Source organism: Pelorhabdus sp. sgz311001 (genome assembly GCF_055901755.1).
This window is the reverse complement of the sequence record NZ_JBVXUT010000001.1, coordinates 287,651-314,605: the sequence shown is the minus strand read 5'-3', so window position 1 is coordinate 314,605 and position 26,955 is coordinate 287,651. Positions and strand designations below refer to the sequence as shown.

27 protein-coding genes and 2 riboswitches are annotated in these 26,955 nt (G+C 39.7%); of the genes, 7 read left to right on the top strand and 20 right to left on the bottom strand.

Annotated features, from left to right (window positions below):
• The first annotated feature begins 76 nt into the window (after positions 1–76).
• Entirely contained in the window at positions 77–994 is a 918-nt protein-coding gene (locus tag AC0MXB_RS01630) for a DMT family transporter (RefSeq protein ID WP_474037759.1), read from the top strand.
• Between the two features lie 33 nt (positions 995–1,027).
• Here AC0MXB_RS01630 and AC0MXB_RS01625 read toward each other — a convergent pair whose 3' ends face one another.
• The 4 genes from AC0MXB_RS01625 to AC0MXB_RS01610 form a co-directional block, all read right to left on the bottom strand.
• Positions 1,028–1,915 carry an AraC family transcriptional regulator gene (locus AC0MXB_RS01625; RefSeq protein WP_474037757.1) on the bottom strand — a complete coding sequence of 296 codons (888 nt, stop codon included), beginning with the start codon at positions 1,913–1,915 and terminating at the stop codon, positions 1,028–1,030.
• A gap of 79 nt (positions 1,916–1,994) precedes the next feature.
• Positions 1,995–3,233 carry a beta-ketoacyl-ACP synthase II gene (fabF, locus tag AC0MXB_RS01620; protein ID WP_474037756.1) on the bottom strand — a complete coding sequence of 413 codons (1,239 nt, stop codon included), beginning with the start codon at positions 3,231–3,233 and terminating at the stop codon, positions 1,995–1,997.
• A 334-nt stretch (positions 3,234–3,567) separates the two neighbouring features.
• Positions 3,568–4,938 (bottom strand): diguanylate cyclase domain-containing protein, encoded by a 1,371-nt coding sequence (locus AC0MXB_RS01615; protein ID WP_474037754.1) that lies wholly within the window; start codon positions 4,936–4,938, stop codon positions 3,568–3,570.
• A 198-nt stretch (positions 4,939–5,136) separates the two neighbouring features.
• Positions 5,137–5,484 carry a winged helix-turn-helix transcriptional regulator gene (locus tag AC0MXB_RS01610; protein WP_474037752.1) on the bottom strand — a complete coding sequence of 116 codons (348 nt, stop codon included), beginning with the start codon at positions 5,482–5,484 and terminating at the stop codon, positions 5,137–5,139.
• Positions 5,485–5,645: 161 nt separating this feature from the next.
• Here AC0MXB_RS01610 and AC0MXB_RS01605 point away from each other — a divergent pair, with 161 nt between their 5' ends.
• The gene (locus AC0MXB_RS01605) at positions 5,646–6,134 is read left to right on the top strand and encodes a VOC family protein (RefSeq protein ID WP_474037750.1); all 489 of its coding nucleotides are present in this window, start codon (positions 5,646–5,648) and stop codon (positions 6,132–6,134) included.
• Between the two features lie 298 nt (positions 6,135–6,432).
• Here AC0MXB_RS01605 and AC0MXB_RS01600 read toward each other — a convergent pair whose 3' ends face one another.
• Positions 6,433–6,810, bottom strand: coding sequence for an FMN-binding protein (locus AC0MXB_RS01600; RefSeq protein WP_474037748.1), 378 nt, complete (start codon positions 6,808–6,810; stop codon positions 6,433–6,435).
• A gap of 194 nt (positions 6,811–7,004) precedes the next feature.
• On the opposite strand from AC0MXB_RS01600, the gene pdxR reads away from it, so the two are divergent.
• Complete coding sequence (gene pdxR / locus AC0MXB_RS01595; RefSeq protein WP_474037747.1) at positions 7,005–8,399, top strand: MocR-like pyridoxine biosynthesis transcription factor PdxR; 1,395 nt, start codon at positions 7,005–7,007, stop codon at positions 8,397–8,399.
• A 262-nt stretch (positions 8,400–8,661) separates the two neighbouring features.
• On the opposite strand, the gene AC0MXB_RS01590 is transcribed toward pdxR, so the two are convergent.
• Positions 8,662–10,017 carry an aminotransferase-like domain-containing protein gene (locus AC0MXB_RS01590; protein WP_474037745.1) on the bottom strand — a complete coding sequence of 452 codons (1,356 nt, stop codon included), beginning with the start codon at positions 10,015–10,017 and terminating at the stop codon, positions 8,662–8,664.
• Positions 10,018–10,149: 132 nt separating this feature from the next.
• Between AC0MXB_RS01590 and AC0MXB_RS01585 the strand changes: the two genes are divergently transcribed.
• Positions 10,150–11,352 (top strand): MFS transporter, encoded by a 1,203-nt coding sequence (locus tag AC0MXB_RS01585; RefSeq protein ID WP_474037744.1) that lies wholly within the window; start codon positions 10,150–10,152, stop codon positions 11,350–11,352.
• Between the two features lie 75 nt (positions 11,353–11,427).
• Here AC0MXB_RS01585 and AC0MXB_RS01580 read toward each other — a convergent pair whose 3' ends face one another.
• From AC0MXB_RS01580 to AC0MXB_RS01560, 5 genes are all read right to left on the bottom strand, one after another.
• Positions 11,428–11,640, bottom strand: coding sequence for a small, acid-soluble spore protein, alpha/beta type (locus tag AC0MXB_RS01580; RefSeq protein ID WP_474037743.1), 213 nt, complete (start codon positions 11,638–11,640; stop codon positions 11,428–11,430).
• Between the two features lie 88 nt (positions 11,641–11,728).
• Positions 11,729–12,913: an MFS transporter gene (locus AC0MXB_RS01575; RefSeq protein WP_474037741.1), complete on the bottom strand. Its 1,185-nt coding sequence runs from the start codon at positions 12,911–12,913 to the stop codon at positions 11,729–11,731.
• Between the two features lie 24 nt (positions 12,914–12,937).
• Entirely contained in the window at positions 12,938–13,819 is an 882-nt protein-coding gene (locus AC0MXB_RS01570; RefSeq protein ID WP_474037739.1) for a lysostaphin resistance A-like protein, read from the bottom strand.
• Positions 13,820–13,865: 46 nt separating this feature from the next.
• On the bottom strand, positions 13,866–14,672 hold the full coding sequence (locus tag AC0MXB_RS01565; protein ID WP_474037737.1) for a nitroreductase family protein: 807 nt from the start codon (positions 14,670–14,672) through the stop codon (positions 13,866–13,868).
• On the bottom strand, positions 14,665–15,327 hold the full coding sequence (locus tag AC0MXB_RS01560) for a flavodoxin family protein (protein WP_474037735.1): 663 nt from the start codon (positions 15,325–15,327) through the stop codon (positions 14,665–14,667). Before AC0MXB_RS01560 ends, AC0MXB_RS01565 begins: the two co-directional genes overlap by 8 nt.
• A 114-nt stretch (positions 15,328–15,441) precedes the next feature.
• Here AC0MXB_RS01560 and AC0MXB_RS01555 point away from each other — a divergent pair, with 114 nt between their 5' ends.
• Positions 15,442–15,774: a winged helix-turn-helix transcriptional regulator gene (locus AC0MXB_RS01555; protein ID WP_474037734.1), complete on the top strand. Its 333-nt coding sequence runs from the start codon at positions 15,442–15,444 to the stop codon at positions 15,772–15,774.
• Here the strand turns inward: AC0MXB_RS01555 and AC0MXB_RS01550 are convergent.
• The 4 genes from AC0MXB_RS01550 to AC0MXB_RS01535 form a co-directional block, all read right to left on the bottom strand.
• Positions 15,738–16,379, bottom strand: coding sequence for a hypothetical protein (locus AC0MXB_RS01550; RefSeq protein ID WP_474037733.1), 642 nt, complete (start codon positions 16,377–16,379; stop codon positions 15,738–15,740). The two genes, AC0MXB_RS01555 and AC0MXB_RS01550, sit on opposite strands and share 37 nt — an antisense overlap.
• 150 nt (positions 16,380–16,529) lie before the next feature.
• Positions 16,530–17,828 (bottom strand): nucleobase:cation symporter-2 family protein, encoded by a 1,299-nt coding sequence (locus tag AC0MXB_RS01545; protein WP_474037731.1) that lies wholly within the window; start codon positions 17,826–17,828, stop codon positions 16,530–16,532.
• A gap of 26 nt (positions 17,829–17,854) precedes the next feature.
• A complete protein-coding gene (locus AC0MXB_RS01540; RefSeq protein WP_474037730.1) occupies positions 17,855–18,424 on the bottom strand; it encodes a xanthine phosphoribosyltransferase in 570 nt (189 codons plus the stop codon).
• 107 nt (positions 18,425–18,531) lie between these two features.
• Positions 18,532–18,632, bottom strand: a riboswitch (purine riboswitch).
• Between the two features lie 103 nt (positions 18,633–18,735).
• A complete protein-coding gene (locus AC0MXB_RS01535; RefSeq protein ID WP_474037728.1) occupies positions 18,736–19,623 on the bottom strand; it encodes a LysR family transcriptional regulator in 888 nt (295 codons plus the stop codon).
• 193 nt (positions 19,624–19,816) lie between these two features.
• Between AC0MXB_RS01535 and AC0MXB_RS01530 the strand changes: the two genes are divergently transcribed.
• The gene (locus AC0MXB_RS01530; protein ID WP_474037726.1) at positions 19,817–21,085 is read left to right on the top strand and encodes a nickel-dependent lactate racemase family protein; all 1,269 of its coding nucleotides are present in this window, start codon (positions 19,817–19,819) and stop codon (positions 21,083–21,085) included.
• A 71-nt stretch (positions 21,086–21,156) separates the two neighbouring features.
• Here the strand turns inward: AC0MXB_RS01530 and AC0MXB_RS01525 are convergent, their stop codons facing one another.
• Positions 21,157–22,317, bottom strand: coding sequence for an aldo/keto reductase (locus AC0MXB_RS01525; protein WP_474037725.1), 1,161 nt, complete (start codon positions 22,315–22,317; stop codon positions 21,157–21,159).
• A 123-nt stretch (positions 22,318–22,440) separates the two neighbouring features.
• On the bottom strand, positions 22,441–23,013 hold the full coding sequence (locus AC0MXB_RS01520; protein WP_474037723.1) for a 3D domain-containing protein: 573 nt from the start codon (positions 23,011–23,013) through the stop codon (positions 22,441–22,443).
• A 141-nt stretch (positions 23,014–23,154) separates the two neighbouring features.
• A riboswitch (cyclic di-GMP riboswitch) is annotated at positions 23,155–23,256 on the top strand.
• A gap of 92 nt (positions 23,257–23,348) precedes the next feature.
• On the opposite strand from AC0MXB_RS01520, the gene AC0MXB_RS01515 reads away from it, so the two are divergent.
• Positions 23,349–24,092: a response regulator gene (locus AC0MXB_RS01515; protein ID WP_474037721.1), complete on the top strand. Its 744-nt coding sequence runs from the start codon at positions 23,349–23,351 to the stop codon at positions 24,090–24,092.
• Position 24,093: 1 nt separating this feature from the next.
• Here AC0MXB_RS01515 and AC0MXB_RS01510 read toward each other — a convergent pair whose 3' ends face one another.
• The 3 genes from AC0MXB_RS01510 to AC0MXB_RS01500 all read right to left on the bottom strand — a co-directional run bounded on the left by AC0MXB_RS01510 (position 24,094) and on the right by AC0MXB_RS01500 (position 26,948).
• Positions 24,094–24,945 (bottom strand): diguanylate cyclase domain-containing protein, encoded by an 852-nt coding sequence (locus tag AC0MXB_RS01510; protein ID WP_474037719.1) that lies wholly within the window; start codon positions 24,943–24,945, stop codon positions 24,094–24,096.
• Positions 24,942–25,292: a hypothetical protein gene (locus AC0MXB_RS01505; protein WP_474037717.1), complete on the bottom strand. Its 351-nt coding sequence runs from the start codon at positions 25,290–25,292 to the stop codon at positions 24,942–24,944. The genes AC0MXB_RS01510 and AC0MXB_RS01505 overlap by 4 nt, the downstream gene beginning before the upstream one ends.
• A 282-nt stretch (positions 25,293–25,574) precedes the next feature.
• Positions 25,575–26,948, bottom strand: coding sequence for an NAD(P)-dependent oxidoreductase (locus tag AC0MXB_RS01500; protein ID WP_474038724.1), 1,374 nt, complete (start codon positions 26,946–26,948; stop codon positions 25,575–25,577).
• Between the last annotated feature and the right edge of the window lie 7 nt (positions 26,949–26,955).

Genomic DNA, 26,955 nt, shown 5'->3' with positions numbered 1-26,955 from the left:
TTCTAATTGTACATCTGTTCTATTTGTATTACTATAAATTCAAATAAAATTTATCCACACTAGGGAGATGATTCTCATGACACAACTCAACAAGGCCTATGTTGCCGCACTCTTATATGCTCTCATTATCGGCTTCTCATTTATGTTTGTAAAAATAGCTTTAGCTTCAGCTAGTCCTATAGATACACTCGCGCACCGCTTCACTCTTGCTTTCTTAGCTGCTGCCATACCGCTTATTACAAAACAAGTCCGTTTGGATATTACTAGCAAAGACTTTATAGCGATACTCCCTTTAGCCATACTCTACCCAGCATTATTTTTCACTTTTCAGGCTTTTGGTCTAGTTTATACGTCTTCGTCGGAAGCAGGAATCATCCAAGCCGCAGTGCCCATATTCACCTTAGTTCTTGCTACTTATTTTTTAAAAGAACAATCCACCCAATGGCAAAAACTATCGACTTTATTATCTGTAGCTGGAGTCATTTACATCTTTGCGATGAAAGGCATTATGCTTGATCTTACAAACATGAAAGGAATTATTCTAATTCTGCTTTCTACATTGTCCGCAGCTTGCTATAATGTTTTGGCCCGAAAAATAGCTAGAAAGTATTCACTCACTGTAATCACCTATATTATGGCGACGCTTGGCATGATTACTTTCAACGGCATCGCTCTTATCGAGCATGCCACAGCTCATACTCTAGCTTATTATTTTGCACCTTTTGCCAACAAATCGTTTTTAATCGCCACCTTATATCTTGGTGTAATCTCATCCTTTGGTACAGCTTTTTTATCTAACTATGTACTGTCAAGAATGGAAGCCTCTAAGATGAGTGTATTCAGTAACTTAGCTACACTTATTACCATCTTCGCCGGAGTCGTGTTTCTACAGGAAAAATTAGAATCCTTTCACATAATCGGCGCAGCTATCATCATTCTCGGCGTGATCGGAACGAATTATTTAGGAAAAAACAAAAAGAAAACTATCGATTAAATTCAAATAGTTTTCTTTAAGCCTTCCTGGGGGTCATATTCTATTCAAATCGACAATCGGTTGATATATATCTAACTCACAATAATTATCTTTACATAAATTATTATTGATATATTCAAATCTAAATGTATCAGCAAATTTATAACCTGATTTTAAGCCCCATTTCGAATATAGATGAACGAGTAATCGTCCCACTTGTCTGCCATTAATTTCATCAGGGCGAAAAAAGCCAACAAAACGAAAAACTACATATTTGTACGCAGGTATGACAATTGCCTCCATATGATCCGGGGTATGATCAAGATCCTTAACTTGCAGCGATGGCATATAATAAATGCAACCATTCCCCGTGTCACTCCAATCTGTATAACCAAAGTAAACTTCTGAATCAACGGGATTCGTAATCTTATCCCTCTGGTTATAAAAAAAGTCTCTGCCATAAAGGTTAGCAATCTTATCACCAGACTTGCTAAGGATTTTATGTTTCACGCCAACTAGATAAAACTGGGGTTTAAACATAAACGAAGGCTTGTAGATCACAGAATTATTAACTGACATAATGTCATCGATATTTAACTTTTCTTGAATGAGTAGTGACATCGGCTCCAATCTGATCTTTAGCGGCGTAACCCCAAATTTCTTGCGAAAAGCTCTAATGTAAGACTGCTCATAATCAAAGCCGTAATCCATGGCGATGTCAATGACTCTTCGATTCGTATCTTTAAGGTCAGAAATACTAGATGAAAGCTTACGGAACTGAACATATTCCATCAATGATTCACCTGTCAACGATTTAAACATTCTGTGCAAGTGGTATTTCGATATGCCACAATGCATAGCTATATCATCTAAAATGACCTTATTGTACAAATTTGCTTCTATATATTGAAGACATGCAGCAATCGTTGCTTTTAAATCCATGATTATATACTCCTGACCTCTCCTGATCATTTCCCATCCATTTTCAAAATACCTCAGTTGCAGTATCTCTTCTCCTGTTTCAGGCTGAATAAGACTTAAGAATCAGTGTTGCATTATGTCCGCCAAAACCGAAGGAATTAGTCAAACCATAGTTTATGGCTGCCTCTTTTCCTTCATTAGGCACATAGTATAAATCACATTCCCGATCTCTCGTCTTGTAATTGATTGTTGGCGGCAAAAATCCATCCTTAAGCGCTGAAGCGGTAATAATTGCCTCTATGGCTCCCGCGGCTCCTAATAAGTGACCGGTCATTGATTTGGTTGAACTGACTGCAAGCTCATAGGCATATTTTTGAAAAACAGTTTTTATGGCATGTGTTTCAATTTTGTCCCCTAGGGGCGTTGATGTGCCATGAGCGTTTATATAACCAATATCATCGGGTTGTATCCCTGCATCTTCTATTGCCAGCTTCATACACCGGGTCGCACCTTCTCCCGCCTCAGCTGGAGCGGTAATATGATATGCATCATTGGTGCAACCATAACCCACGATTTCTGCAATAATAGTAGCACCCCTCCCTAAGGCATGCTCAAGTTCTTCGATAATAAGCGTACCGGCACCTTCTCCCAGTACGAACCCATCTCGCTCCAAATCAAAAGGTCTAGACGCCATGGCTGCATCTAGATTGGTCGTCATGGCTTTCATTGCACAAAAGCCAGCGAATGCTAACCTGGTAATAGAGGCCTCTGTTCCACCGGCAATCATCATGTCAGCACCATTTCTTTGAATAATTTTATAAGCATCACCAATGGCATTAGTCGACGATGCACAAGCTGAAACAGTACATTCTGTAAATCCCTTGACACCATATTTGATCGCAATAAGTCCAGCAGCCATATTAGGTAACATCATTGGCACCAAAAAAGGACTAATTCTGCTAGTTCCCTTTTCTAAGAGTACGCTATGCTGCTGTTCAATGCTTTCTATCCCACCAATCCCAGTTCCAATAAGTATTCCCACACGCTCTCTGTTCAATTTTGTAAAATCGATTTTAGCTTCATCCACTGCCATTTGCGTAGCCGCCATGGCGTACTGGGCGAATCGGTCCATTCTTTTAATTTCTTTCTTCTCTAAAAATTGATCTGGCTCAAAGTCCCTTACCTCGGCCCCTACCTGTGTAGGTAAATCGGATACATCCATTCTCTCTATTCTCCGAATGCCTGACTTACCCTGTTTAATTGACTGCCAGAGTTTATCTGCGCCACACCCGAAAGAAGATACAGCTCCCATCCCGGTAATAACAACTCGTCTATTCATTTTATAATCCCTCTCTTATCATAATTTTATTTTAATAATTGCTAATCGGTTTTAAGTCTATTAGAGTAATCAAAATTCAACTTTCCTGAGTCTTACTAAAAATAACACATATTCAGTATCAAAAATGAACAGCTGTTGCTTTTTGACAATGACATTACGAAATAATCAGATCATATCGGCAATAATAGTTACTGCAATTATTCAAAATCAGCATTATACATAAAAACCAGCTCTGTGCGATACAGAGCTGGTTTTTATATAATGATTTTCACTGATCTCCTTCACAGAAATTAGATCTATCAGGTATTGCACTCAAAAGCATGCTGAACCCAATTTACTCTTCAGCAAATTCAATTCTATTGCGCCCATTGGCTTTTGCTTTATAAAGAGCCTTATCCGCCTCACTAATATTTTCAAGTACATTATTCTTAGGCGAACATTTTATTGATGCAACACCGAGACTGATTGTAACATAATCAGAGATTCTCGAACCTGTATGGGGAATACGCAGCCGTTCAACACCGCTTCTCATTTTTTCAGCAATTACCTTGGCACCTTCCAGGTCTGTTTCTGGCAGCATACAAATAAACTCTTCTCCTCCGTACCGAGCAACAATGTCTGCAGTGCGACAAATACTGCTTTCTAAGATTCTTGCAACTTGTTGCAGACAGTTATCGCCACAAAGATGCCCATAATAGTCGTTAAACGCTTTAAAATAATCAATATCAATCATAATAAAAGATAACATTGCCCCTGAGCGCGATAACCGGTCATACTCTACAGACAGTATCTGATCAAAATAACGCCGATTAGCCAAGTTCGTCAATCCATCTATATTACTTAATACTTCAAGTTTTTTAATCGTACTTTCCAGTTTTTCTTCAACGAGCTTTCGCGAATGAATATCTGTTAGCATGACGAAGAGTCCCGTAAAATAACCATCATTATCCATCATCGCTTTTACAGAAATAATCACCCAATGCCTTGCTCCATCTTTTTTTCGCAAATAAATCTCATATACTGCGTCTTCGCCACGCATTCTTTTTTGCAGATTTATTGCTAGTTCACCCAAATGTTCTTCAAATACTAACTGTTCAAAATTACTTCCTACTAATTCTTCTATTTCATAGCCAAACATAGCTGCTAATTTATCATTGGCAAATGTAATCGTTAAATCTCGCTTCAAAATTAAAATACCCTCACTGGCAGTTTCAACAATAAATCGATAAAGAGCTTCGCTCTCTTTTACTTTTTCTTCTGCTATTTTACGATCAGTTATATCCATACCAAGAACGACAAACGAAACAACATTCCCTGCATTGTCAAATTCGGGTATATAGTCAACTTTGACCCAGCGTTTCCCGATTGCTACCTCAAAGTAGTGCTCATAAGTTACAGGCTTGCCCATTCTAACTGCTTTAATATATTGAATTGCATTTTGATAGTTTACCTTCGGCAGTATTTCCTTCATGTGCCGACCAATAATTTGTTCTCTAGGAATATTATAGCCTCGAGCAAATGCTTCATTAACAAATTCGTACCGTAAAGTAGCAGCATTGATATATGAAATATAGACAGAAATACTATCTATAATAAAATATAACTTTTCATCCAATTTTTCTTTAAGCTTTACTTCTTTTAAAATTTGTAAAATGTCCTTTATCTCGCTGTCACTATTCCCTTGAGAAAAGCGTCCGGTTGTCAAACATCTCACTCCTCACACAATTCAAGAGAAACCATCTCGCCGATCTCCCATTCAAGCAATTTCATTTATGCAAATATATAGTTTTTTCAGCTCTGATACGAACAGCTAGTTTCGCTAACCATCGATAGCATACAATTGCTCAATAAGACGCTTTATAAATAAAAAATACTCCCCCGAAATGAAACTTCAGACCTTTACTTAATAGGTTTCTAATTTTAACTTGCGTTTATTATAATAGCGATTTCCCCATTGAGATAATTGCTCCAAGATTGGAAGAATACTTATAGCATCCGCTGTCAAAGAATACTCAACTCTAGGTGGGATTTCTGCGTATACTATCCTTTTTACCAGACCAGCCTCTTCCAGCTCACGCAGTTGTTGCGTAAGCATTTTTTGTGTAACAGGTCCCAGTTGTCGCTTAATTTCACCAAAACGCATTTTTCCCTCTTTCAAGTTCCAGATAATTGGAATCTTCCACTTGCCGCCGATAAGATAAACAGTTAGCTCCATATCACATTTAAATTGATCGTTATATAATCTTAACACATTGCTTTCCCTCCTTAGTATCCATAGAGGTACTATAACACATATAAGTGCGTACTAGTTTGCAACTCCTATTTATAGTATCATTCTATCATACTAGTATGACAAAATAGTTTGATTTAAAAAATGTACATTTTAAAATCACGGAGAGGTAAGTGAATTAAATGCTAAACCCTATCACCAAAGTCATACAACTTGCGTTTGTCGTTAATAAGCTTGAGACAGGGATCGAATATTATCGAACAATTTTTGGATTAACCAACTGGGAAGTATATACAATCGCCTCGCCTACTCTAACTCATTCAATTTATCGGGGAATGCCTGGCCAATTTTCCATGCGGCAAGCAGTCGCGATGTCCAAAGACGGTCTGCAATATGAGTTAATAGAACCGCTAGCTGGTCCGAGTATTTATCATGATTTCTTGGCTCTTCACGGAGAAGGTCTTCATCATATTGCCTGTGAATATAAGGGTAGCTTTGATGAGACCATATCTCAATTTGCACAAATTGGTATAGTATCTACCATGCAAGGAAATTGGGGAGAAATTAAGTTTGCATATATGGATACGGAAAAAACAATCGGCACTTGTATTGAAATTTGGGATATTCCAAATAACTATAAATTCCCTATTCCCGATAAGATCATTCGCTAAATACTCCATCATGAAAATTTGAATACAGTTATAAGACTAATCAAATCATCTCACACTTATGTCATTATGCTCCAAGATAACCACGTTATATTACACAACAAAAAGTGCCCTAAAGTCTACTGAAAATAAACTTTGGAGCACTTTTTATTATCTCATATTTTGATGGGCTGCACCATTTTCTGCTTTTATTTCTTTTTTGGCAATTTCATTGCCACGCTTTATCGATTCCTTGACTATAGAACCGTCCTCGAATTTGTCGTAAAATTAACGCTCTCTGAAATATGTTCTATGAACATTATTAGAGCATTTGTTTTGCAGCTATCACCGTTACTTCCATGACCGCACGAATCCAAGAGAATTTTGCCTTCATACGATCAAAGTCTTCACCGGATTTTATAAAGCGAGTACTTCCCTTGACGATACAACCTGTTCCTTTGTTTTTATACCCCATTACTTCCCGGCAGGCAATCGAAAGAATTGCTTCGTTGTGGATTGCAAGATTTTTTTCGGTTTTAACAAAACCAGCAACCGGAATAAGCAGCTTATCATTTTGCGTTACTTCGATATAGCTATTCCAAGTATTCACTAAATGAGGACCATCATCGCCGCTAGTTACAATCGAAACCGCGCTATCGACAGGATGTGAAAGAATCTCCAATAATTTTTCGTTGAGCATAATAATAACATCCTTTCTTTTTACAAATCTAATTGATTATCTGATAGGTATTATTATAAAATACAATTGACCCCAATAATAGAGACAGTTTTTCGAAATTTAACAGGGGCAATTCTGCATATGACATTACCTTCTTCCTATAGCTAGCAGCAGTTTAGCTATTCTAAATTACGATGATTGATAGGTGAAAATTGATGTTTATATTAGATAGCAATGATCGTCGTCCCTTACATGTTAAACTCTATAATCAGATTAAAAATCAAATTTTATCTGGAAAACTGACTCCAGCAACCAGACTTCCCTCTGTTAGAAATTTATCACAAGAGCTATCGATAAGCCGCAATACTGTAGAGTATGTTTATGAACAATTATGTATCGAGGGATTTATCTATAGTAAACCCCAGAGTGGATACTATATTTCTCTACTAGAACAAGAATTCTCCCATTCCCATCCCCTAAAGATAGCATCCCCTGTACACCAAGCCGATAAAAAAACATATTTGTTTGACTTTCATCCAGCGCTTCTCTCATCAGATAGTTTTCCCATTAAACTTTGGCGTAAACAGCTAACAGATTGCCTGCAGGAAGATCCCAAGCAATTTGCCTTATACAGTGATCCCTGCGGAGAAATTGAGTTACGCCGGGAAATCCAACAGTATCTAGAGCGTTTTCGCGGCGTTTCTTGCGCTCCTGAGCAAATCATTATCTGCTGTGGAATACAAGATAGCATGTCCAGCCTTGCCCAAATATTAAAATCTGATCACTCGGTATTGGCGGTTGAAGATCCTGGACATTGGATTCCTAGATCAGTGTTTAAAAACCATTCTTATTCGATTCGTTCTATTCCAGTAAATTCTGATGGCATAAATCTAGACTATCTAAAAAGCACCAATAGCACGCTTGTCTATGTTACTCCATCCCACCAGTTCCCATTAGGTTACATTATGCCTGTGGAAAATCGCCTAAAGTTAATTCATTGGGCAGAAACTGTCGGAGGCGTAATTATCGAAGATGATTATGATAGCGAATTGCGCTACCACGGAAAACCAATTCCGGCACTGCAAGGCCTGCATCCAGAAGGAAAAATCGTATATATAGGTACTTTTTCCAAAATTTTATCGCCTGCCCTTAGAGTAAGTTATATGGTCTTGCCGCACCAGCTCTTAAGTACTTATAACAAGTTATTTGGCAAATATGCCGCAACCGTCTCATTATTAGAACAACGAACGTTATTACGATTTATGCAACAAGGATATTTAGAAAAACATTTGAGAAAAATGCGTACAAAGTATAAAAAAAAGCACGATGCCCTTGTCCAATCTGTTGATTGTCATTTCGGGAATCACGCCCATATTCTTGAACAAGGAGCTGGACTGCATATCGTTTTAGAATTAGTTGATTGTTCTTTAGATGAACAAGAACTTATACGCCGTGCAGAAGAGAAGAATGTCCGTTTATTGCCCCTTCCTAGTATTTTCCAGAAAAACAAGGCTCATGCACCAAGAATCATGCTTGGATTTGGAAACATGAGCCCTGATGAATTGGAGAAAGGCATTGCATTATTATCTCGCGCCTGGAATCTATCCTAATAGCTCTTCATTTTCATCGCTTCAATGACATCTTTATTTAGCAATATTCCTGTCCTCATGCCTTCATAGATTCATAGATTCATAGATTCATAGATTCATAGATTCATAGGGCTATTATCCTTTTAAATAGTCCATGATTTCCATTAATAAACCTGAAGCCAAATATAAGCTTCAGGTTTATTAATTATTGCATCAATATGTTATCCGGGAAACAATATGCTATTCATATCTTATTCAGTATTTCGACATCTATAATCCCTTTTTATTTCAAAGGTATCCTCTCAAGTTCAGTGTAAATTTTGGAAATTCCTTTATGAATATCTGCTACGGTCGTGCGTGCCACGCTAATTCTTATTCCCTTTTCATAATAATGACTGTTAACAAAACAATCAATTCCTGGAGTAACTAGAATGCCCTGTCTTCTCTTTAAGTTTTCTACAAATTGGGTTTCATTAATATGTTTAGGCAATTTCAGATAGCTATAAAAACCACTCTCGCCGCCTACCCATTCCCCCCCAAACTTTGCTGCATCTACAAAATGCATCTTAAGACATTCAAGCTTTGACGACAATTCATTTTTAACGGAACCACTATGCTTTTTAAGCAAATTGCTGCGTATATAGATCTCCAAAGTAGATTGTGACACCAGCGATGGTGAGAAATAAGAATGGTAATATGAGTACCGTACATGTTCAGTAAATACAGGCAACAGATGCGATGGAATAACGGTTATACCAATTCTAATCCAGGGTATTATTTTAATGAAGCTTCTCAAGTAGATATGATGTTTATGATCACCGTAGGCGTATATGGGATCTCCATAGTTGCCAAATATAATATCGCCAAAATAATCATCCTCTACAATATATACATCATATTTTTCCGCTAGTCGTGCAATAGCTTTTCGTTGCTCCTTAGGGTAACAAGTACCTAACGGATTGTGACTGCTCGGCACTGTATAAAAAAATTTGATCTTTTCTTTTTTAAAAAGAGCCTCCAGAAAGTCTATATCAATTCCTGCTTTATCTCGTGGTATGCCAAGAATTTTGGTACCACTCATTTTCAAAAAGCTATTATAATACCTAAATGTAGGTTGCTCAATCAAGATAGTGTCTTTATTATTTGGAAATGGCATTTGGTTTAAAATGTTAAGGACTTGCTGAACGCCCAGATTAACAAAAATATTATCGGTAGTTGTGAATACTTGAAAATCAGCTAGGTATTTGGGCAATAAATTTCTTAGAGAAGGAACGCCATAGAGCTTATGCCCCGCAAAGCTATTTGTATTGCATATATCAACCGCCCGGTCGAGACAATGCTTTAGGTCAGGGATATAGTTATTACCAAACAACGGATTTCCTCTAGAAAAGTCGATTATTGCAGTATTGGTCTGTTCTGTCTTTAGGCGGTTCTCCACAACATAACATCCACTCTGGGGAACAGAATAGATTAAATGTTTACTCTTTAAAATATCATACGCTTTCACTGCGGTGTTTTTGCTACATTGGTACGTGGCGCATAATTCCCGTATAGACGGTAATCTTTTGCACTGCATAAATCTGCCTTCTTGTATAAATGATTCCATGTCTTCGACAATCCGCTCATATGCTTTTCTCACACATTCAGCCCCTAACTGTATCGGTACAGTATGAGTATAACACAATTGTTACTAGAATTTTTTAGAGCTATAATGGATTTGCTAGCAAAACGCAATATACGAAAGAATCTAAACTTAGGGGGTTGACCGAATATGCTGAAACAACAATGCCTGCTTAATACGTTTCATATAATTATTGATGGCCTATTTGCTAGTGTACCAGTACTCCTTTCATTTATGATTATCTCTTTTGGATCTAGCGAAAAAGATGCTGGTATCATTTTCTCGCTTGCAATTATGGTAAGTACTCTTGCCGGATTATCTACGAAATTCTTTTCCCAACAATTCGGGGTGTTGCGCACCTTAATCATAATAATGTTATTATACGGCTTTGGATTTCTTACTAATGCCTTTACCCCAAATATCTATCTTGCAGGATTTTGCTTTACCATAGCAATTGCAGGATATGGTATATTTCATAATGTTGCTTTTTCGTATCTTACATTAAACTCTGAAAGACAATCGCTTGGAAAGATTATGGGTAACTTCACTGCGATCGGTGATATTGGTAGGATTCCTTTTGCTTCACTAGCGGCTTTTATTGCCGCTTGCCCTATATTGGAGTTTCCAGGGTGGCGAATTGTCTGTTTAACCTATGGCCTGGGAGTTTTGTTATTTTCAGTATATATATCTGTTTCCTCCTTCAACATAAAAGAAAAAATCAATCAAAATAATTCGCCAGCAGTAGAAACAAAAAGCCATTTACCTACCTTCTCACTTTTACGCAATCCCGAATATGCGCTACCAATAAGCGCAAATATACTTGATGCATTTGGAAGTGACCAGATATTTACATTTTTACCTTTTCTACTCTTTGCGAAAAGTATGGATCCAAAAATTCTTGGAACTTTTGCTCTTGCCTTTACATTTGGCTGCTTCCTTGGAAAAATAGCATGTGGAAGAATGGTTGATATATTCGGCACACGGAAAGTATTTGTTATATCAGAAGTTATTATGGCGATACTCCTGGTGATTCTTGTTATAGGCCAGCAACTTTTTATCATTCTTGGAGCATCGCTTTTGCTTGGCATTGTAACAAAAGGGACAATTCCAGTTATCCAAACTATCATTACAGAACCAGTTAAAGGAAAAGACAAATATGACGACATTTTTGCAATTAGTACCTTTTGTCGTGGAACTACGAATATAATTTCTCCTCTGCTTTTTGGCTTTATCGCTTCATCACTTGGTGTAATTTGGATTTATGCTATTATGTCCGTTATTGCTATATTCGCTGTCATACCAGTACTCATGATGGCTAAAAATATACAACCAATAGATATTATGGTACCTTAACAAAGGCAGCACCAGCAGCATATCCTGCAACAAAAAGGCCTGAAGTCCAAAATAGAACTTCAAGCCTTTTCCTGTTTATTTTGCATTTTGATGGGCTGCACCGTTCTCTGCTTGCGCTTCTTTCTCTACAGCCGCACTGCCGCGCTTAATTGCTTCTCTAACCATAGAACCAACTTCGCCTGTTGTCACATCGCTCCAGTCATTATCTTCCACTTTTTCGCCAAAGCCAAGATCATGGGCTAATTTATACTTTGTTTCCTCTGACATAACGCCGCCTTTATGAGACATAGAAAACACCTCCATAAATATTTTTAGGAAGCCTAAATATAGTATTTACCCATTTAAATCTTGTTATGTTTCAATGGCATAGATTTTTTTATTTTTCTCGAATTGGAAAATTAACAATTGCAGCTAACGAGGCCAAGAACATATCAACATACCATACCCACAAATAATTGCCATCATGAGCCATAGCAAGTCCGCCAAGCCAAGCGCCAAGAAAGCCGCCGATTTGATGGCTTAGCAAAGTAAGACCAAACAAAGTAGCCAAATATCTTGTGCCAAAAAGTTTTCCTACAAGCCCTGCCGTTGGCGGCACCGTTGCTAGCCAGGTAAATCCTAAGAAGGCAGCAAAAATATAAAAAGTCACCTCGGTCTTGGGAGCTAATAAGTAAGCCATAATCATCAAGGCCCGACTTCCATACATGACAGCTAAAATGTACTTCATTTTATAACGCATCCCCAGTGAACCAGCAGCTAAGCTACCGCCAACATTAGCTAATCCAATAATTGCCAAAGCCGCTGCTGATACAGTCGCGGAATGACCACACAACGCGACTTCGCCTGGTAAATGCGTCACTAAAAAGGCAATATGAAAACCGCAGGTAAAAAATCCGGCATGAAGACACCAATAGCTCCGATCCGCAAAAGCAATCCTAATCTGCTGCCAAATTCCCTCACTAGTATTGTGAATCGCCTCTTTTGAATGCGCCACTGGCTTTTGACGAAACAACGCAGCCAGCGGAATAGTAAGCAGCGTGAATCCGGCCATAGTAAATAACGCGGCAATCCAGCTAACTCCATGAATGATGGCCTGCAACAAAGGAGCAAAAATAAATTGGCCAAGCGATCCGCCTGCATTAATAAAGCCCCCGGCAAAAGAACGCTGCTCTGGTAAGAGTTGATGCGAAGTCGCGCCAATCAAAATGGAAAAACTGCCTGCTCCAGCGCCAGCGGCGCTCAAAATCCCCATAGCCAAAATGAGCATACTTTCTGATTGTGCGAAGGGAGTCAATACTAAGCCGCCAGCAAGAATCAACGCTCCAGCCACCAGAACGCCATGGGGGCCGCGCTTATCAGCTATAGCACCGAAAATTGGCTGAGCTAACCCCCAGACAAACTGTCCTATTGCTAAAGAAAAACTAATTGCTACAATCCCAAGCCCTGTCGCATCATGGATTGGCGCTACAAACAATCCTGCTGTCTGCCTAGCCCCCATAGTAATGGCTAAAATAGCAGCAGCGCTAAGCACAAACAGCCAGGCTGATCGCGTTAAATTCACTAAAGTCACTCCCTCTCATCTCTGTCAAGCTAATGCCGGATAGGTAAAGAATAAAAAATGAGTTACATTCAACATAAAATGCAACAATATAGCGGCCTCAATTCGTTTAGTCCGCTCATAAATCCAGCCGTAACCTAATCCCGCGATGGTTCCCCATATACTGTAAGCAATGCCGCCGGCATAATGAGCAAAACCAAATAAGCAGGCCGTAACAATAAGTGCAGCATAACCGCCCCAAGCAAAGCCTTGCCAAAGTTCACCGAGTTGTTTTTGCAAAAAACCGCGAAAGAAGGCTTCTTCGGGGACACAGACAAAACATAGATTCGTAAAAAGCCATAGGAGAAAACGATCAGGCAATTTAGGATCAAAATGGACTTCACCAAAAGCCACGGCAAGAAGCACTAACATACCAACAAATAACAGGCACCTAACTTTAATTGCTTGCCACAGCGAAGCCCATTGCGTTTTGCTTGCAATCAGCCTATGACCAAAACCAAGTAGGAGCAAGCCAACAAGCGCCTTGTCAAAGTTTAAATACATGGTAAACGGAATGCCGTCTTGACTAATCTGTATATTGGATAGCACATTAAGATTATGGAAATAAGGAATTTTATGAGCGCCTAAAAGAAAGGCGAGGCTTATAATGCAAAGCCCCGTCACAAATTTCTTGCCTGGAGAAATGCCGTTCTGGTAAAACAGATACAGACTGTATCCTAGAATAGCAATTGGCGCTACAGCCGCCAAATCAATTTGCTGACTCGCTAGGCCGAATAAAATAGCGCCGCTGGTAAAGATCGGCCACAAGTTAACTTTTCGCTGTAAAATCCTCACAGGCGGCAACCACAAAGCAAGCACGGCAAAATAGAGAAAGCCATAGCATAGCCAAGTTAACATATCTAGTAACACAAAATCACTCCGTTAGATCAATTCGCGATACTTTATAAAACCAGATTTAGAGAAAATTCACTTTTAATGGATCTCTGTCAGGCAGCCGTTTAAATTTATAGCGTGGATAGCCAATCATTACGGCGCCAGTAGCTCTTTGTCCTGCCGGAATTGAAAATAAAGCAAGCAAAGGATCGTAGTCAGCGAAAAGACACATTTCAAGAATTCCCGCCCAGCAAGAGCCAAGCCCGAGAGCGGGTGCAAAAAGCTCCAAGTAGGAAAAAGCAGAAATTGTATTTTCCCGGCCTTTGGCAAACTCTTGCGGCGCTGTAGCAAGGATAATCTGTGGCGCCTGGCGTAAGATCGTATCTTCCTGTCGTTCGCGCCAAGCTGAAATATGAAGTGGAAAGCTTTTATGGAAAAGACCGGTTTTAACCTGCTCCTCCATCCACTGTACAATTACTTCAACTGCCTTGTTTAACACTTCACGTTGTTCAATAACCAGATAAGCTATGTTTTGGCTATTACTTGCTGTTGGCGCAAGCCGGGCCATATCGAGCAGTTTCATTACAAGTTCTCTGGCAACAGGTTCTTGTTTATAGCAGCGGGTAGAACGGCGCGACCGCAGAAAAGAAGCCGCCTGCTCTGATGAAATTGCTAAAGAAGGGTTGATCTCGCTTTGCTTAGCTAATGGCGCCATCGCATGATCAAGCGCTCCCTGGGGACATACCGCTACACAATGACCACAATGGTTACAAAATTCGCCTCTGACTGCAATAGGGCCATCCTGTTTCGGCAAGCTTAATACTTTTGCCGGACAAATGCTCGCGCAAAGACCACACTTCGTACACAGTTCCCTATTGACTTTAATCAAGGTCCTCGCCTCCGGCTATAACTTGTTTTCCTAATTGAAACGCCTTTTCACAGTCCAACGGAAATACTTCACGACGTCGCTTCGCCTTTTCACTGGCATTAAAGCGAGTAGCTACATACTGGGAATAATCGGAGAACTGATACGTATCTGTCACATACAATGATTTGGCCTTGCCAAATACATGAGCAAGCATATTTTCTGTAAGAGAAAAATAATGATCATAACCCCATTCGGTAATAAATGATTCTGGAACATTCATCGTATAAATGAAACCAACCGATATCTTTTTAGGAAATAATGAGGTTCCCGCTTCATCATAGACATAATAGGGAAAAATAAGTCGTTCGAGAAAAGAACGCATTTCTCCTGTGGCCGTCCCCAAATAAATTGGTGAACCGAGCAGTAATGCATCAGCCTGCTCTATTTTATTGAGCAGCGGCTGCAAATCGTCACGAACAGCACATTTCCCATAACTTTTACTGCCAATACGCTTGCAGGCAAAACAGCTTTTACAGCCGGTAAATTGCAAATCATATAAATGAATCAATTCAGCCTCAGCACCGGCTGACTGAACACCGCTAATAGCCTTTTCTAACAGCATAGCCGTATTTCCCTGCTTACGCGGACTTCCATTGATAACAATCACTTTTTTCATCGTGCATCAATCCTTCCTTCTATTTCCTAACAAACCCTGCTATAATTGTATAGCAAAGAGAAAAAATGAAAAGTATGCACTTTAAAGATAGATACTATCATAAAGGAGAGTACTATGAAAAAATGGTCGAAAGAAATGTGCGATTGCTCCATTACTTATACCTTGTCTATTCTCGGCAGTAAGTGGAAATGGCTGCTTCTCTATAAACTCTTTCAAAATGGCGTACAGCGGTATGGTGAAATTAAACGCAGCATCCCGCCGATTACTCACAAAATGCTAAGCCTACAGCTAAAAGAATTGGAAGAAGAAAACCTCATTAGCCGCAAAGAATATCCGCAGATTCCGCCCAAAGTAGAATATAAACTGACAAGTAAAGGCGAAACACTCATCCCCATTCTAGAGCTCATGTCTCAATGGGGCGCTGAAAATAAATCGGTTGTTAAGTAAACAAAGCCGCCGCCTAATTTAGTTGTCTTGAGCCACAGCCCTAAATCAAAAGTGATCGAACGGCCATTATCATAACAAGTCGCTTGATATTGATTCGTTTGGGAATTCTTTTCCAGAGCTACCAGAATCGTCCAATGCCAGCTGTCCATCGTTATAGCTTGTCCTCGCTGCAAATTCAAAAAAGCTACAGGACAATCGAGTGCAAGTCCTGCTTCAATAAAGGCAATTACCTCGTCTAAATCAGGCCGCTGAAAAGATAGAAGCGGAACACTCAATCGCTGACACTGCCATGGCAAATGATAATATCGTAAAAGAACGGACATGCCACTACAAAATTTTTCCGTACTATTTAACCCCAGAAAACGACCAGGCGTAATAAAATCCCAAACTTTCTCCATAAGCAACTGAGACGCTGCAACTGTATTATCACACAAAAAAGTATCGTCTTGTTCTCGTCTGCTTACGTAGGCAAGCTGCATCGCAGCCGCCCGCGGGCCGCAGCCTCGCGTTCGTTTAAAATCCGTACTGTACCAATATTGGCTAAAACCATAAGGCGCTTTCTCTATTTCGCTGACCTGTAGCCATTGCGGATTTTTAATTTTCATAATATATATCACCTGCAACTCATTTTCTATAACTGTAGCATTATTCTATCATACCTTACGCTAATAAAGACATGAAAAACTCTCCCTTCGCTAAAATTAACGCGGGAGAGTTTTTGTGCTACATTAGAATTTTGTGTCACATTAGAAAAATCAGCTATGAGTTGTTTTAGCAACAGGTACAGCCTTTTTCGGTGTCATATTTAAAATGATATTTAAAATAACAGCAGTCAACGCACCTGTTACGATACCGTTCTCTAAAAACAGCTTTAACAGGGGCGGGAATTTAGCAAATAAATTAGGCACTACCGTAACGCCCAACCCTAGTGCGACCGAACAAGCAATAATCAATAAGTTCTCATTACTGGAGAAATCAATTTTGCTGAGCATCTTAATGCCTGAAGCTACAACAATGCCAAACATGGCAACCATAGCGCCGCCAAGCACCGCATTAGGAATAATCATGGCTAAAGCGGCAAATTTAGGAATAAAACCAAGGAGCATCAACATAACGCCGGCAATGACTGTCACATTTGCCGTTTTGGAATTGGATAGCTGTACAAGACCGACATTTTGCGAAAAAGTAGTATAAGGAAAGGAATTGAAAAAACCACCAAGCATAACAGCAAGGCCCTCAGCCCGATAACCACGTGTTAAGTCATCTTGCGTTAAATCACGTTTACAAATTTCCCCTAAAGCCATGAACACGCCAGTAGACTCAATCATACTGACAATCGCCACAATAATCATTGTCAAGACAGCAGCTGGTTCAAATACAGGCATACCAAAAGTTAAGGGCATCACCATATGAAACCAAGAAGCTTCTGCGACGCTATTTAAGGAAACTGTACCAAATAAACCGGCGAGAACCGTACCAAAAATCAAACCAAGCAATACGGAAATAGAACGAATAAAGCCGGTAGTAAAACGATTGACGAGAATAATAAATAGAAGAACGGTAAAGGCCAAAGCAAAGTTAGCTAGCGAGCCGAAATCAGGGCTACCTACGCCGCCAGCCATATTATTAATAGCTACAGGTACCAAGGTAACGCCAATAATCGTAACAACCGAACCAGTAACGACCGGCGGAAAAAATTTTACGAGTTTTGAAAAATACTTCGCAATTAAAACAACAAAGAATCCAGAACAAATAATCGAACCATACAAAGCCGGAAGACCGTATTGATTTCCAATGGTAATCATAGGAAAAACAGCTGTAAAGGTACAGCCAAGGACAACAGGCAGGCCAATACCAAATAAGGCGTTTTGTCTAGCTTGCAATAACGTCGCAAGGCCTGATGTCAACAAATCGGCGGCAATAATATAACTCATCTGCCAAGCAGTCAGTTTTAAGGCGCTGCCGACAATGAGCGGAACAATAATCGCACCAGCGTACATAGCTAGTACATGCTGGGCTCCCAACAATAAGCTCTTTCCATTATATTGATTCATAATAAATTCTGCTTAGCTCCTTTTTGTTATAAAAATTGAACTTGTCCATTTTGAAAAGATTGAATTCTCGCCAATGATTCCACGCGGAACCCCGCCGTTTTAAGCTTATCCGCTCCTGGCTGAAAGGACTTCTCAATCACGATACCCACACCAATTACCGCAGCGCCTGCTTGCTTCACAATATTAATAAGACCTAAAGCAGCTTCCCCATTTGCCAAAAAATCATCAATTATCAAAACTTTATCTTCTGCCTGTAAGAATTGCTTATCCACAATCACATCATTACTTTCTTTCTTCGTAAACGAATAGACCTTGGTACAATACAAATTACCAGTCGTTACAACCGACTTTTTCTTTCTGGCAAATAAGACAGGCACGTTCATGGCCAGCCCGGCCATAATAGCTACAGCAATACCGGACGATTCAATCGTAAGAATCTTAGTAATCCCTTCCCCGGCAAAGCGTTTTGCAAATTCCTTACCCATTTCATACATTAACTGCGGATCGAGTTGATGATTTAAAAAGGAATCAACCTTTAGCAGCGAATCATTTAGAACCTGTCCGTCTGTCTGGATTTTTTGTTGCAATAATTCCATGATAGCCTCCTTGATTTTTGGGGTAACACAAAAAGAAAAAGCCCAAACAGGAACTTTCGCATACGTAAAGTGAGCGATCATACCCGTCGGACTTTTTCATAAAACCCGAAGTTTACTTTCTCACCCGTAGACAGGCGATTTACGGTCGCCGGTAGAGACTTCTGGGCCCTATTCCCAAAATTATACGAGAGTCAATAGAGTTTATTTTAGCAAGACAAAAATACTTTTGTCAATGTTCCCTACGATATTCCTTACTATAAATTACGACTTTTTATTCTTGCAATTTAAAGCCTAGAAATATTCTTCCAATATTATTCTGAAAGATTATAAAGTTTTTCAATAAAGTTCACAAAAGCCAAGGATGCATGAGATAGGTATTTTTCCTTCTTCCATGCTAAGCCAACAGAAAATTGAATTGGCTCTACTAGTGGAACTACAGCAATTTTAGGATCATCGCGAACAACCATATTCATAAGAAAAGAAATCCCAGCCCCTTTGGCGACAAGACCTTTAATTGTTTTGATCTGACTGGAGGAAAAAACCACATCGGGCATAAAGCTGTGTCTAAGACAACGATTGGTAACAACTTCCCGCTGATAAGAACGTTCTTTCAGTAAAATAAAAGACTCATTGCGCAATTTAGAAAAAGGAACAGGCGCCGTTTCGTGACACAGCGGATGGTCCGGATGAGTGCAAAGTACGAACTCCTCTCGCGTAATTTCCAGAGTATTTAATGTCGGCGACTGATCAAGCAGAATAATAATTGCTAAATCTAACTCCTCATTTTCTATTTTAGCAACCGCCTCCAAGGAAGATCCTTCTTCGGATGCGATTAGCCGAAGTTGGGGATAGTTCGCCGTAAATTGAGTAAAGATATCAGGAAATAAATAGGCTTCAATCATGGGTGGAACGCCGATTTTCACGGTTCCTTTTAACAAATTGCGATAATCTTTCGCCTCTTGAAAAGCTTGCTGCAATTCTTTTAAAATCTTCTCAATTCGATTAAAAATTACTTCTCCTTCATTCGTCAAGGCAATCTTCTTTTTGTTACGATCAAAAAGTTGAATGCCAAGCTCTTCCTCTAAATTTCGAATCGCCCTCGTTACAGACGGTTGGGCAATATGCAGTTGTTCAGCAGCCCGCGTAAAACTGCTCAATTTCGCAACCATGCAAAAATACTCAAGTTGTCGTAACTCCATGACAAATCAAAGGCCCCCTATAATAAATCGTTGTTTCAGAAAAGCTATCAATTCTTATGGTTTCATAGCAGCTATGCATCATTATAACATATACTCCTTATGTATGAGTTCATGAATTATTGCTATTGGAATTTTACAAAAATATAATCTACTATAAAATATAATAAGCTTAGTAAAATCATAGGAGGCGCTTATGCAAAAAGAATATACATATAAATATGGTAAAGAAAAGGTTTCTTTTTCCATTGATGCAGAAAAAGTGATTGCTGAATTACATCTTAAAGATTTTCCGGTTTTAGCCGATCCGGAAGCTGCTATTTTGACAGCGATTCGAAATCCCATCGGATCAAAACCACTGAGGGAACTTGTAAAGCCAGGCGAAACTGTTGTATTTATTGTAAATGATACGACTCGTGTGGCAAACAGCCACATTTTTATGCCGTTATTATTAGATGAGCTAAATCAAGTAGGAATTCCTGATAAAGATATGTGGATTGTTTTTGCTCTTGGTACCCATCGTCTCATGACCGAAGCGGAAATGGCTCAAGAAGTCGGCCCTGCTGTGGCTAAACGAGTTAAAATGTACAATAGCGACTGCAAAGACAAAGATCAGTTTACGTACTTTGGCGATACGTCTTACGGCACGCCTGTATACTTCAATAAGAAAGTTGTAGAAGCTGATCATATTGTCTGTACAGGCAGTGTGGTTCATCATTTCTTTTCTGGGTTTGGCGGTGGCCGCAAAGCCATGCTTCCTGGTGTTTCCTACTATGAAACAGTTCGAAAAAATCACAGTATGATGCTTGATACCAATGCCGTGATCGGCAAACTAGAAGGAAATCCTATATATCACGACCAAGTTGAAGGCGCGGAAATGTGCCGCCCTACCTTCTTAATCAATGTCGTTCTCAGTGAAAAAAAGGAATTTCTAAAAATCTTTGCTGGTGATTACATTGAAGCTCACAATAAAGCCTGTGAATTTGTCAACGAAGTGAACGGCGCCAAGGTTGAAAAAGAAGCCGATCTTGTCATTGCTTCCTGCGGCGGTTATCCGAAAGATATTAATGTCTATCAATTACAAAAAACCATGGATAACGCTTGGTGCGCCGTCCGTGACGGCGGCGTTATCATTATCCTCGGCGAGTGCCGTGAGGGCTCCGGATCGCCTACCTATGAAAAAGCCATGGAGCTTTATCGCAGTCCGGAAGAGGTAGAAGCTGCCATAAGGAAAGATTTTCAAATTGGGGCCCATAAAGCTTATGCCGTAACCCGCCTAATGAAAAAAGCACAATTTATTCTTGTTTCTTCTATGACGCCAGAATTAGCTGAACTATTGCTCTTTACCCCAGCAGCTACCATAGAAGAAGCCCTCCAACTAGCCTATAAAAAGCTAGGGCCGACTCCAAGTATTACCTTGATGCCCTTAGGCAGTATGACAGTTCCACTTGTTGGCAATCAATAACTCTTTTCATAAACAAAGAAGCCAGACTGCAATATGAACATTGCAATCTGGCTTCTTGTTATTTTACAAGGTTATCTTAACACAGCTTCTACAGCCTTTAACTCTTTACGAATGGCAATCCCCTGAGGACAGTGATCTTCACATTTACCGCATTCGACACAACGATTCGCCTGCGCCGCTTCCCCAATACGGAAACCATAAAGGAACTGATAACGAGCCTTAGAAGCTTCCCCTTCGCCAAATACAGAGTAATCATTATAGAGGCTAAAACATCCTGGTATATTCACGCCGCTAGGACAGGGCATACAGTAAGCACAAGCTGTACAGTTCACTTTCATCCGCTCTTTAAACAGTGCGTTTACTTTATTAAGAGCTGCCAGTTCCGTTGTTGTAAGAGAATTGGGTAGACCTTCGTTTGCCGTTTCTAAGTTCTCAGTCACTTGTTCCATCATTGACATACCACTTAAAACAACAGAAACTTCAGGATGGTTCCAGACCCAGCGTAAGGCCCATTGCGCTGGGGTGCGCTGGGTGCCGCTTTCTTTTAGCAAATCTAGCGCTTGATTAGGCAGATTCGCTAGCTTTCCGCCACGTAATGGTTCCATAATGGCAATGCCAAGACCTTTCGACGCTGCATAATGCAAACCTTCCGTTCCGGCCTGATAGTCTTCATCAAGGTAGTTATATTGAATCTGGCAAAACTCCCAGTCATAATAATCCACTATTTCTTTGAATAACCCGATCCGATCATGAAAGGAAAAACCGACATGTTTAATCTTACCATCTTTTTTAGCCTGGTCGAGAAAATCAGCAATACCGATTTTCGTCAATGCAGACCAGGTATGAGATCCAAGGCTATGTACAAGATAAAAATCAATATAATCGGTTTCCAACCGCTGGAGTTGCTCGTCTAAGTAACGATCCATATCAGCTCTTGTCTTAATGAGCCAGCTTGGCAATTTTGTCGCAAGCTTTACTTTTTCCCGATAGCCGTCTTTTAACACCTTAGCCACAAAGGGTTCGCTAGCCCCGCCGCTTTGCATTCCTGTTCCATGATAAGGATAGGCTGTATCAATATAATTCACGCCAGCGTCAATGGCTTGGCGAATCATCGGAATCGCCTGCTTTTCATCAATTTTTGTCGCATCGCCATCCATAACAGGTAGACGCATACAACCAAACCCTAAGATTGATACTTGTTCCTTTGTTTTGCCATATTGTCTGTAAAGCATAATCGACTCACCCCTTATTCGTAATAGAAAATTCCAATTTTATTGTATACTTTAGAGTGTACTATAAGTCAATAGCACTCAACACTTTTGTGTAAAAAAAGAGCAGCCTCTTACAGCTGCCCTTCATACTTGTTCTCCTGTTTCAGTTGTAACCTGATCTGGTTTACTTAAGACATATACCTTAACAGCCTTGATTCCAAAATGATTTGCCTCTCGCACCGTCCATTTAGCCACATCTATACGATTCCCTTTTATAGCACCGCCCGTATCTTCTGCTACAGCATACTCTTTACTTCCGTCAGGATATTGAATCATCACGCGGGAACCGAGCGGAATAATCCGAGGATCTACTGCAATAACACCCGGCCTTATTTCTGTACCTAGCCGCGTTTTACTTCCCCACTGATCATTATCATGCGGTCCTGGGGCATAAGCAGTTGCCGTTACATGTATCGCTTCTTTTCCCAAGGTATCCTGCGTTGCAATATTTTGCACAAGTTCTTGCGTACTAAGGGGATTCGCAGTCTGCACTTCCGCCGTATTAATTGGTGGATCTACTTGTGGTGTTGCAGACTGATGCTGAGCAACAGCACCTAAACCGTGCATTGCCGAAGCAGCGAGCACAAAAGCTCCACCAAGTGCAGCGGCAATTTTCTTATAATGCCGTTTCACTTTATGGCGTACTTTATCGTTCATAAAAATCCCTCCTTTGTCTTATTATTTTCAGTAAGCGTTTCTTATAAACTTACAATATTTCACAAGAAATTCACGCGTTTTTTTTTACAAAAAAGGATTTTTTTCTCTACACAGAGAACATTTTCATAAACTAAATAAAAATCAAATTTTGGGCAAACTTGATGAAAATCAAGGACGCAAAACCATTGGATCTAAAGATAGTACTGCTTGCTAAAGTCTATCAATGATTGCCAGGTTGCATCGATAAATCGTCATGTATTTATCTGATCAACCTGGTTTTTATGATTTAATGAATGATTTAATGAATGATTTATGAGAGGAGTTGGAGGCTTGCCATGGGAAAAAAAATATTAGTCATTGATGACTCAAGGTTCATTCGCCTGCAAGTAAAAAGGATTCTTGAAGAATATGGAGTGGAAGTATATGAGCTAGATAATGCCGAAGATTTCTTCGCGCAGCGCTGGCGGTTCCGCGATATCAATTTGTTACTTTTAGATATTAACTTAAAAGGAATGGACGGAATTGCAGCCCTAGAAGAAATGCATCGTCTAAATTTGCAACAGCAAATCCCTGTTATTATGGTTTCAGGGATCGCCAATCGTCTTGTCATTCAGAAATCACTCTGTCTCGGCGCTTCCCATTACATTCGAAAACCCTTCTCTGATGAAGATTTGCTTGATCGTATCGAAAATGTAATGGGTTCGCTTGTTGCCGCGCCAATGCAAGCAAGCAGTCAAAAAGAAATTCTTAATAGCATTTACCGAGCGAAACGAGATCATACTGAAGTTTCCTTTGTATCACTCGGTTTTAATGAAAACCTTGCCAATGGAAGCTTTATTATGGAACAACTAAAAAATACGCTGCGTGTTTATGATTCCGTTCTGCTGGCCACACCGCAAAACCTTTTACTTATTTTACCTTTTACCAAACAAGATGGAACAAATGTTGTCATTAATAAAGCAAGAAAAAAGCTATCGGAAATTCTCCCGACAGCAAATGATCCCGCAATTCATTATATCACCTTTCCTACTGATGAAAGCGATCCTGATATGATTGCCGAAATTTTAAAAATCTGCTAAATTAATAACCTAATTCGACTTGATTGGCGACGACTAAGTCTATAGACTCTTTTTTCGCCTGAGTTGACGCTAGGCTAGCACAATTAATCAGCCGTTCTAGCGCGGGAACACTATTTTTCATGAATCCATGACATATTCCCTTTACAATTCCCGCTGAAAAACTAACAGGAATCTCTTTGTAAAAGCGATGTTCTTTTACTTCGCGCAATAATATTTCAGCAAAACTACGAGTCTTCTCTAGTTTGTAGGGAGTCAATATAAGAAACTCATCACCGCCAAACCGCGACACATGGGTTTCTTTTGACATTTTAGCCTTTAAAAGCTGACCGATCTCTCGTAAAATCTGATCCCCAGCAATATGGCCATACTGTTTGTCTATCTTACCAAAATTATTAACATCAAGAAAAATCAAAGAAAGCAATTGTCTTTCTTTTAAGACTTTAACAGCTTGATAATAGATATAATCTTTTTTGTAAAGCTCTGTTAACACATCAAATTGCCTGCCGATTTCTAACGCAACTTGGCTTGGACTAACAATTCCCACTACCTGGTCCTGCTGTTTCACAATGAAAAGCTTAATACCGTGGCTATCTATAGCCTCTTTTGCTTCCCATACGAATGTGCCAGGCACAACTTCTTTAAAATAATCAGACATGGCATCAGCGGCAATCCGATTAGGATGTGTTTTCAACACATCCCAATAATCAATCACACCGAGTATTTTACCGTTCTCAATGACCGGGAGACTTTCTAGTTGAGTCGAAAGCATAAATTCCTGTACCTGACTTAATCCAGCTAACGCATCTACATAGGGAAATTTAACTGTCATAATATGCGATAACTGGCGCATCATAATTCAATCAACTTCTTTACTATTACGGTCACATTAATCTGAACTCTTACAATCATTGATTCATGAATCATTTCATCTACTTCATCAATCATAAGAGAAATTAACTGATCTTCCGGCACCATAGCAAGCAAAGACTTACGAACAACCATTGCTTCAATTGATGGGTGTTCAATTTTTTTTACTATATATTGACCAGGTGATAAAATATCCCCCATTCGCCGTGCCGCTTCCGGACCGATCGGCGCCCGTTTGCCGACAACCAAAACATCTTGCATTGGCGGCATTTCAAATTCCGATAAGCGCATACTAATTTCAACTTTTTTACTGCTTTCAATCTGACTGCCCATCTCTTGACCTCTCTTGTACCGCAAAGTATAGTAAACGTCTACATGATTACAGCAGAGTAAATCTTATATGAAAATCTCACCAGGAAGTAAAAAAAACCAGGCTTACGCCTGATTTTTTTGTGCTAACTCTAGCATTAGCCTAATAATCATAGGCAGTTTTTCATATATCCGCTCGGTAAAAGTCACTAATCAATTAGTTACCAAATCCTGCTATATTGATTAAACCATATTTTGCTAGAAAAGGTCAAGTTTTTTTAGGTATTTAGTCTTATTTTTATCGGTTTACAAACCGCATTCTTCCATAAGTTTTTTTGCTTCTACATATTGCGCAATACCTTGCGCTACTTGTTTTGCCGCTTTCATAGCCAACACGACCGTTGCTGGTTCATGAACTACGTCGCCCCCAGCAAAAACACCGCGTCGCGTAGTCATACCATAAGGCCGTTCCCGAGTAATAACAAAACCAGCAGGATTAACTTCGATCCCTTCTGTTGTTGAAACAATGCGAGCCGCTGGTCTTTGACCAATTGCCACAATAATTTTATTGGCACTAATTTTCTCCAAAAGCCCACTGCCCTTCACGGAGCCATCTTCCAATAAAACTTGGCGCTCACATTCTAAAGCAGTAACCTCTTTATCACCTAAATATTGTTTTGGACTCATCAGCCAAGAAAACTCCACGCCTTCAGCCTTCGCTTCCTCATATTCGGAACGAAGCGCCGTAATCTGATCTTGCGTACGCCGATACACTAGAGTAACTTTTGCTGCACCAACACGAAGTGCCGTCCGAGCTGCATCCATAGCAACATTGCCTGCGCCAATTACAATAACAGAATCTCCTTTTTGTACCGGAATTTCCTGTCCGTCAATCCCTTTTTCATTTGCTAATGTAACCATACCAAGAAAATACGTCGCCTGAATAACACCAGGCAAATCTTTACCAGGAATATGAAGTTCTTTAGGCAAAGCAGTTCCTGTCCCCATAAACACAGCATCATAACCGTCAGCAAAAAGCTCATCAACGGTTTTATCAGGACCGATTAAAATTCCTGTTTCAAATGAAACGCCCAATCTTTCAATTCGAGCAATTTCACGACGAACAACTTCTTTATTTAAACGGAATTCAGGAATTCCATACATCAAAACACCGCCAGGCTCTTTCTGCCCTTCAAAAACAGTTACAGTAAAACCTAGCTTCGCCAAATCACCTGCTACGGTTAATCCGGCAGGACCCGAACCAATTACGGCAACCTTCCCTTTATGAACGATTTTTTTATGAATTGGACTAATATCCATTTCTGCATCAAAATCAGCAATAAAACGTTCTAGTTTGCCAATCTTAATACCTGCGTTCTTTTTATTTAATATACAGGCAGCTTCGCACTGTTTTTCATGAGGACATACCCGCCCACATACAGCAGGAAGATTACTGCGTCTGGCAATCACTTCACTAGCAGCGCCAATATTCCCTTTAGCAAGTTCTGCGATAAAACTAGGAATTTCATTCTCAATCGGACAGCCTGTACGACAAAACGGTTTTGCACAATTAAGACAACGTTTTGCTTCCGCAATTGCCTCTTTCGTCGTAAAACCGGCGTCAATTTCATGAAAATCTAACGACTGTTCTTCAAAATTACTTTTTTGATCAATAAGCAATCCAATC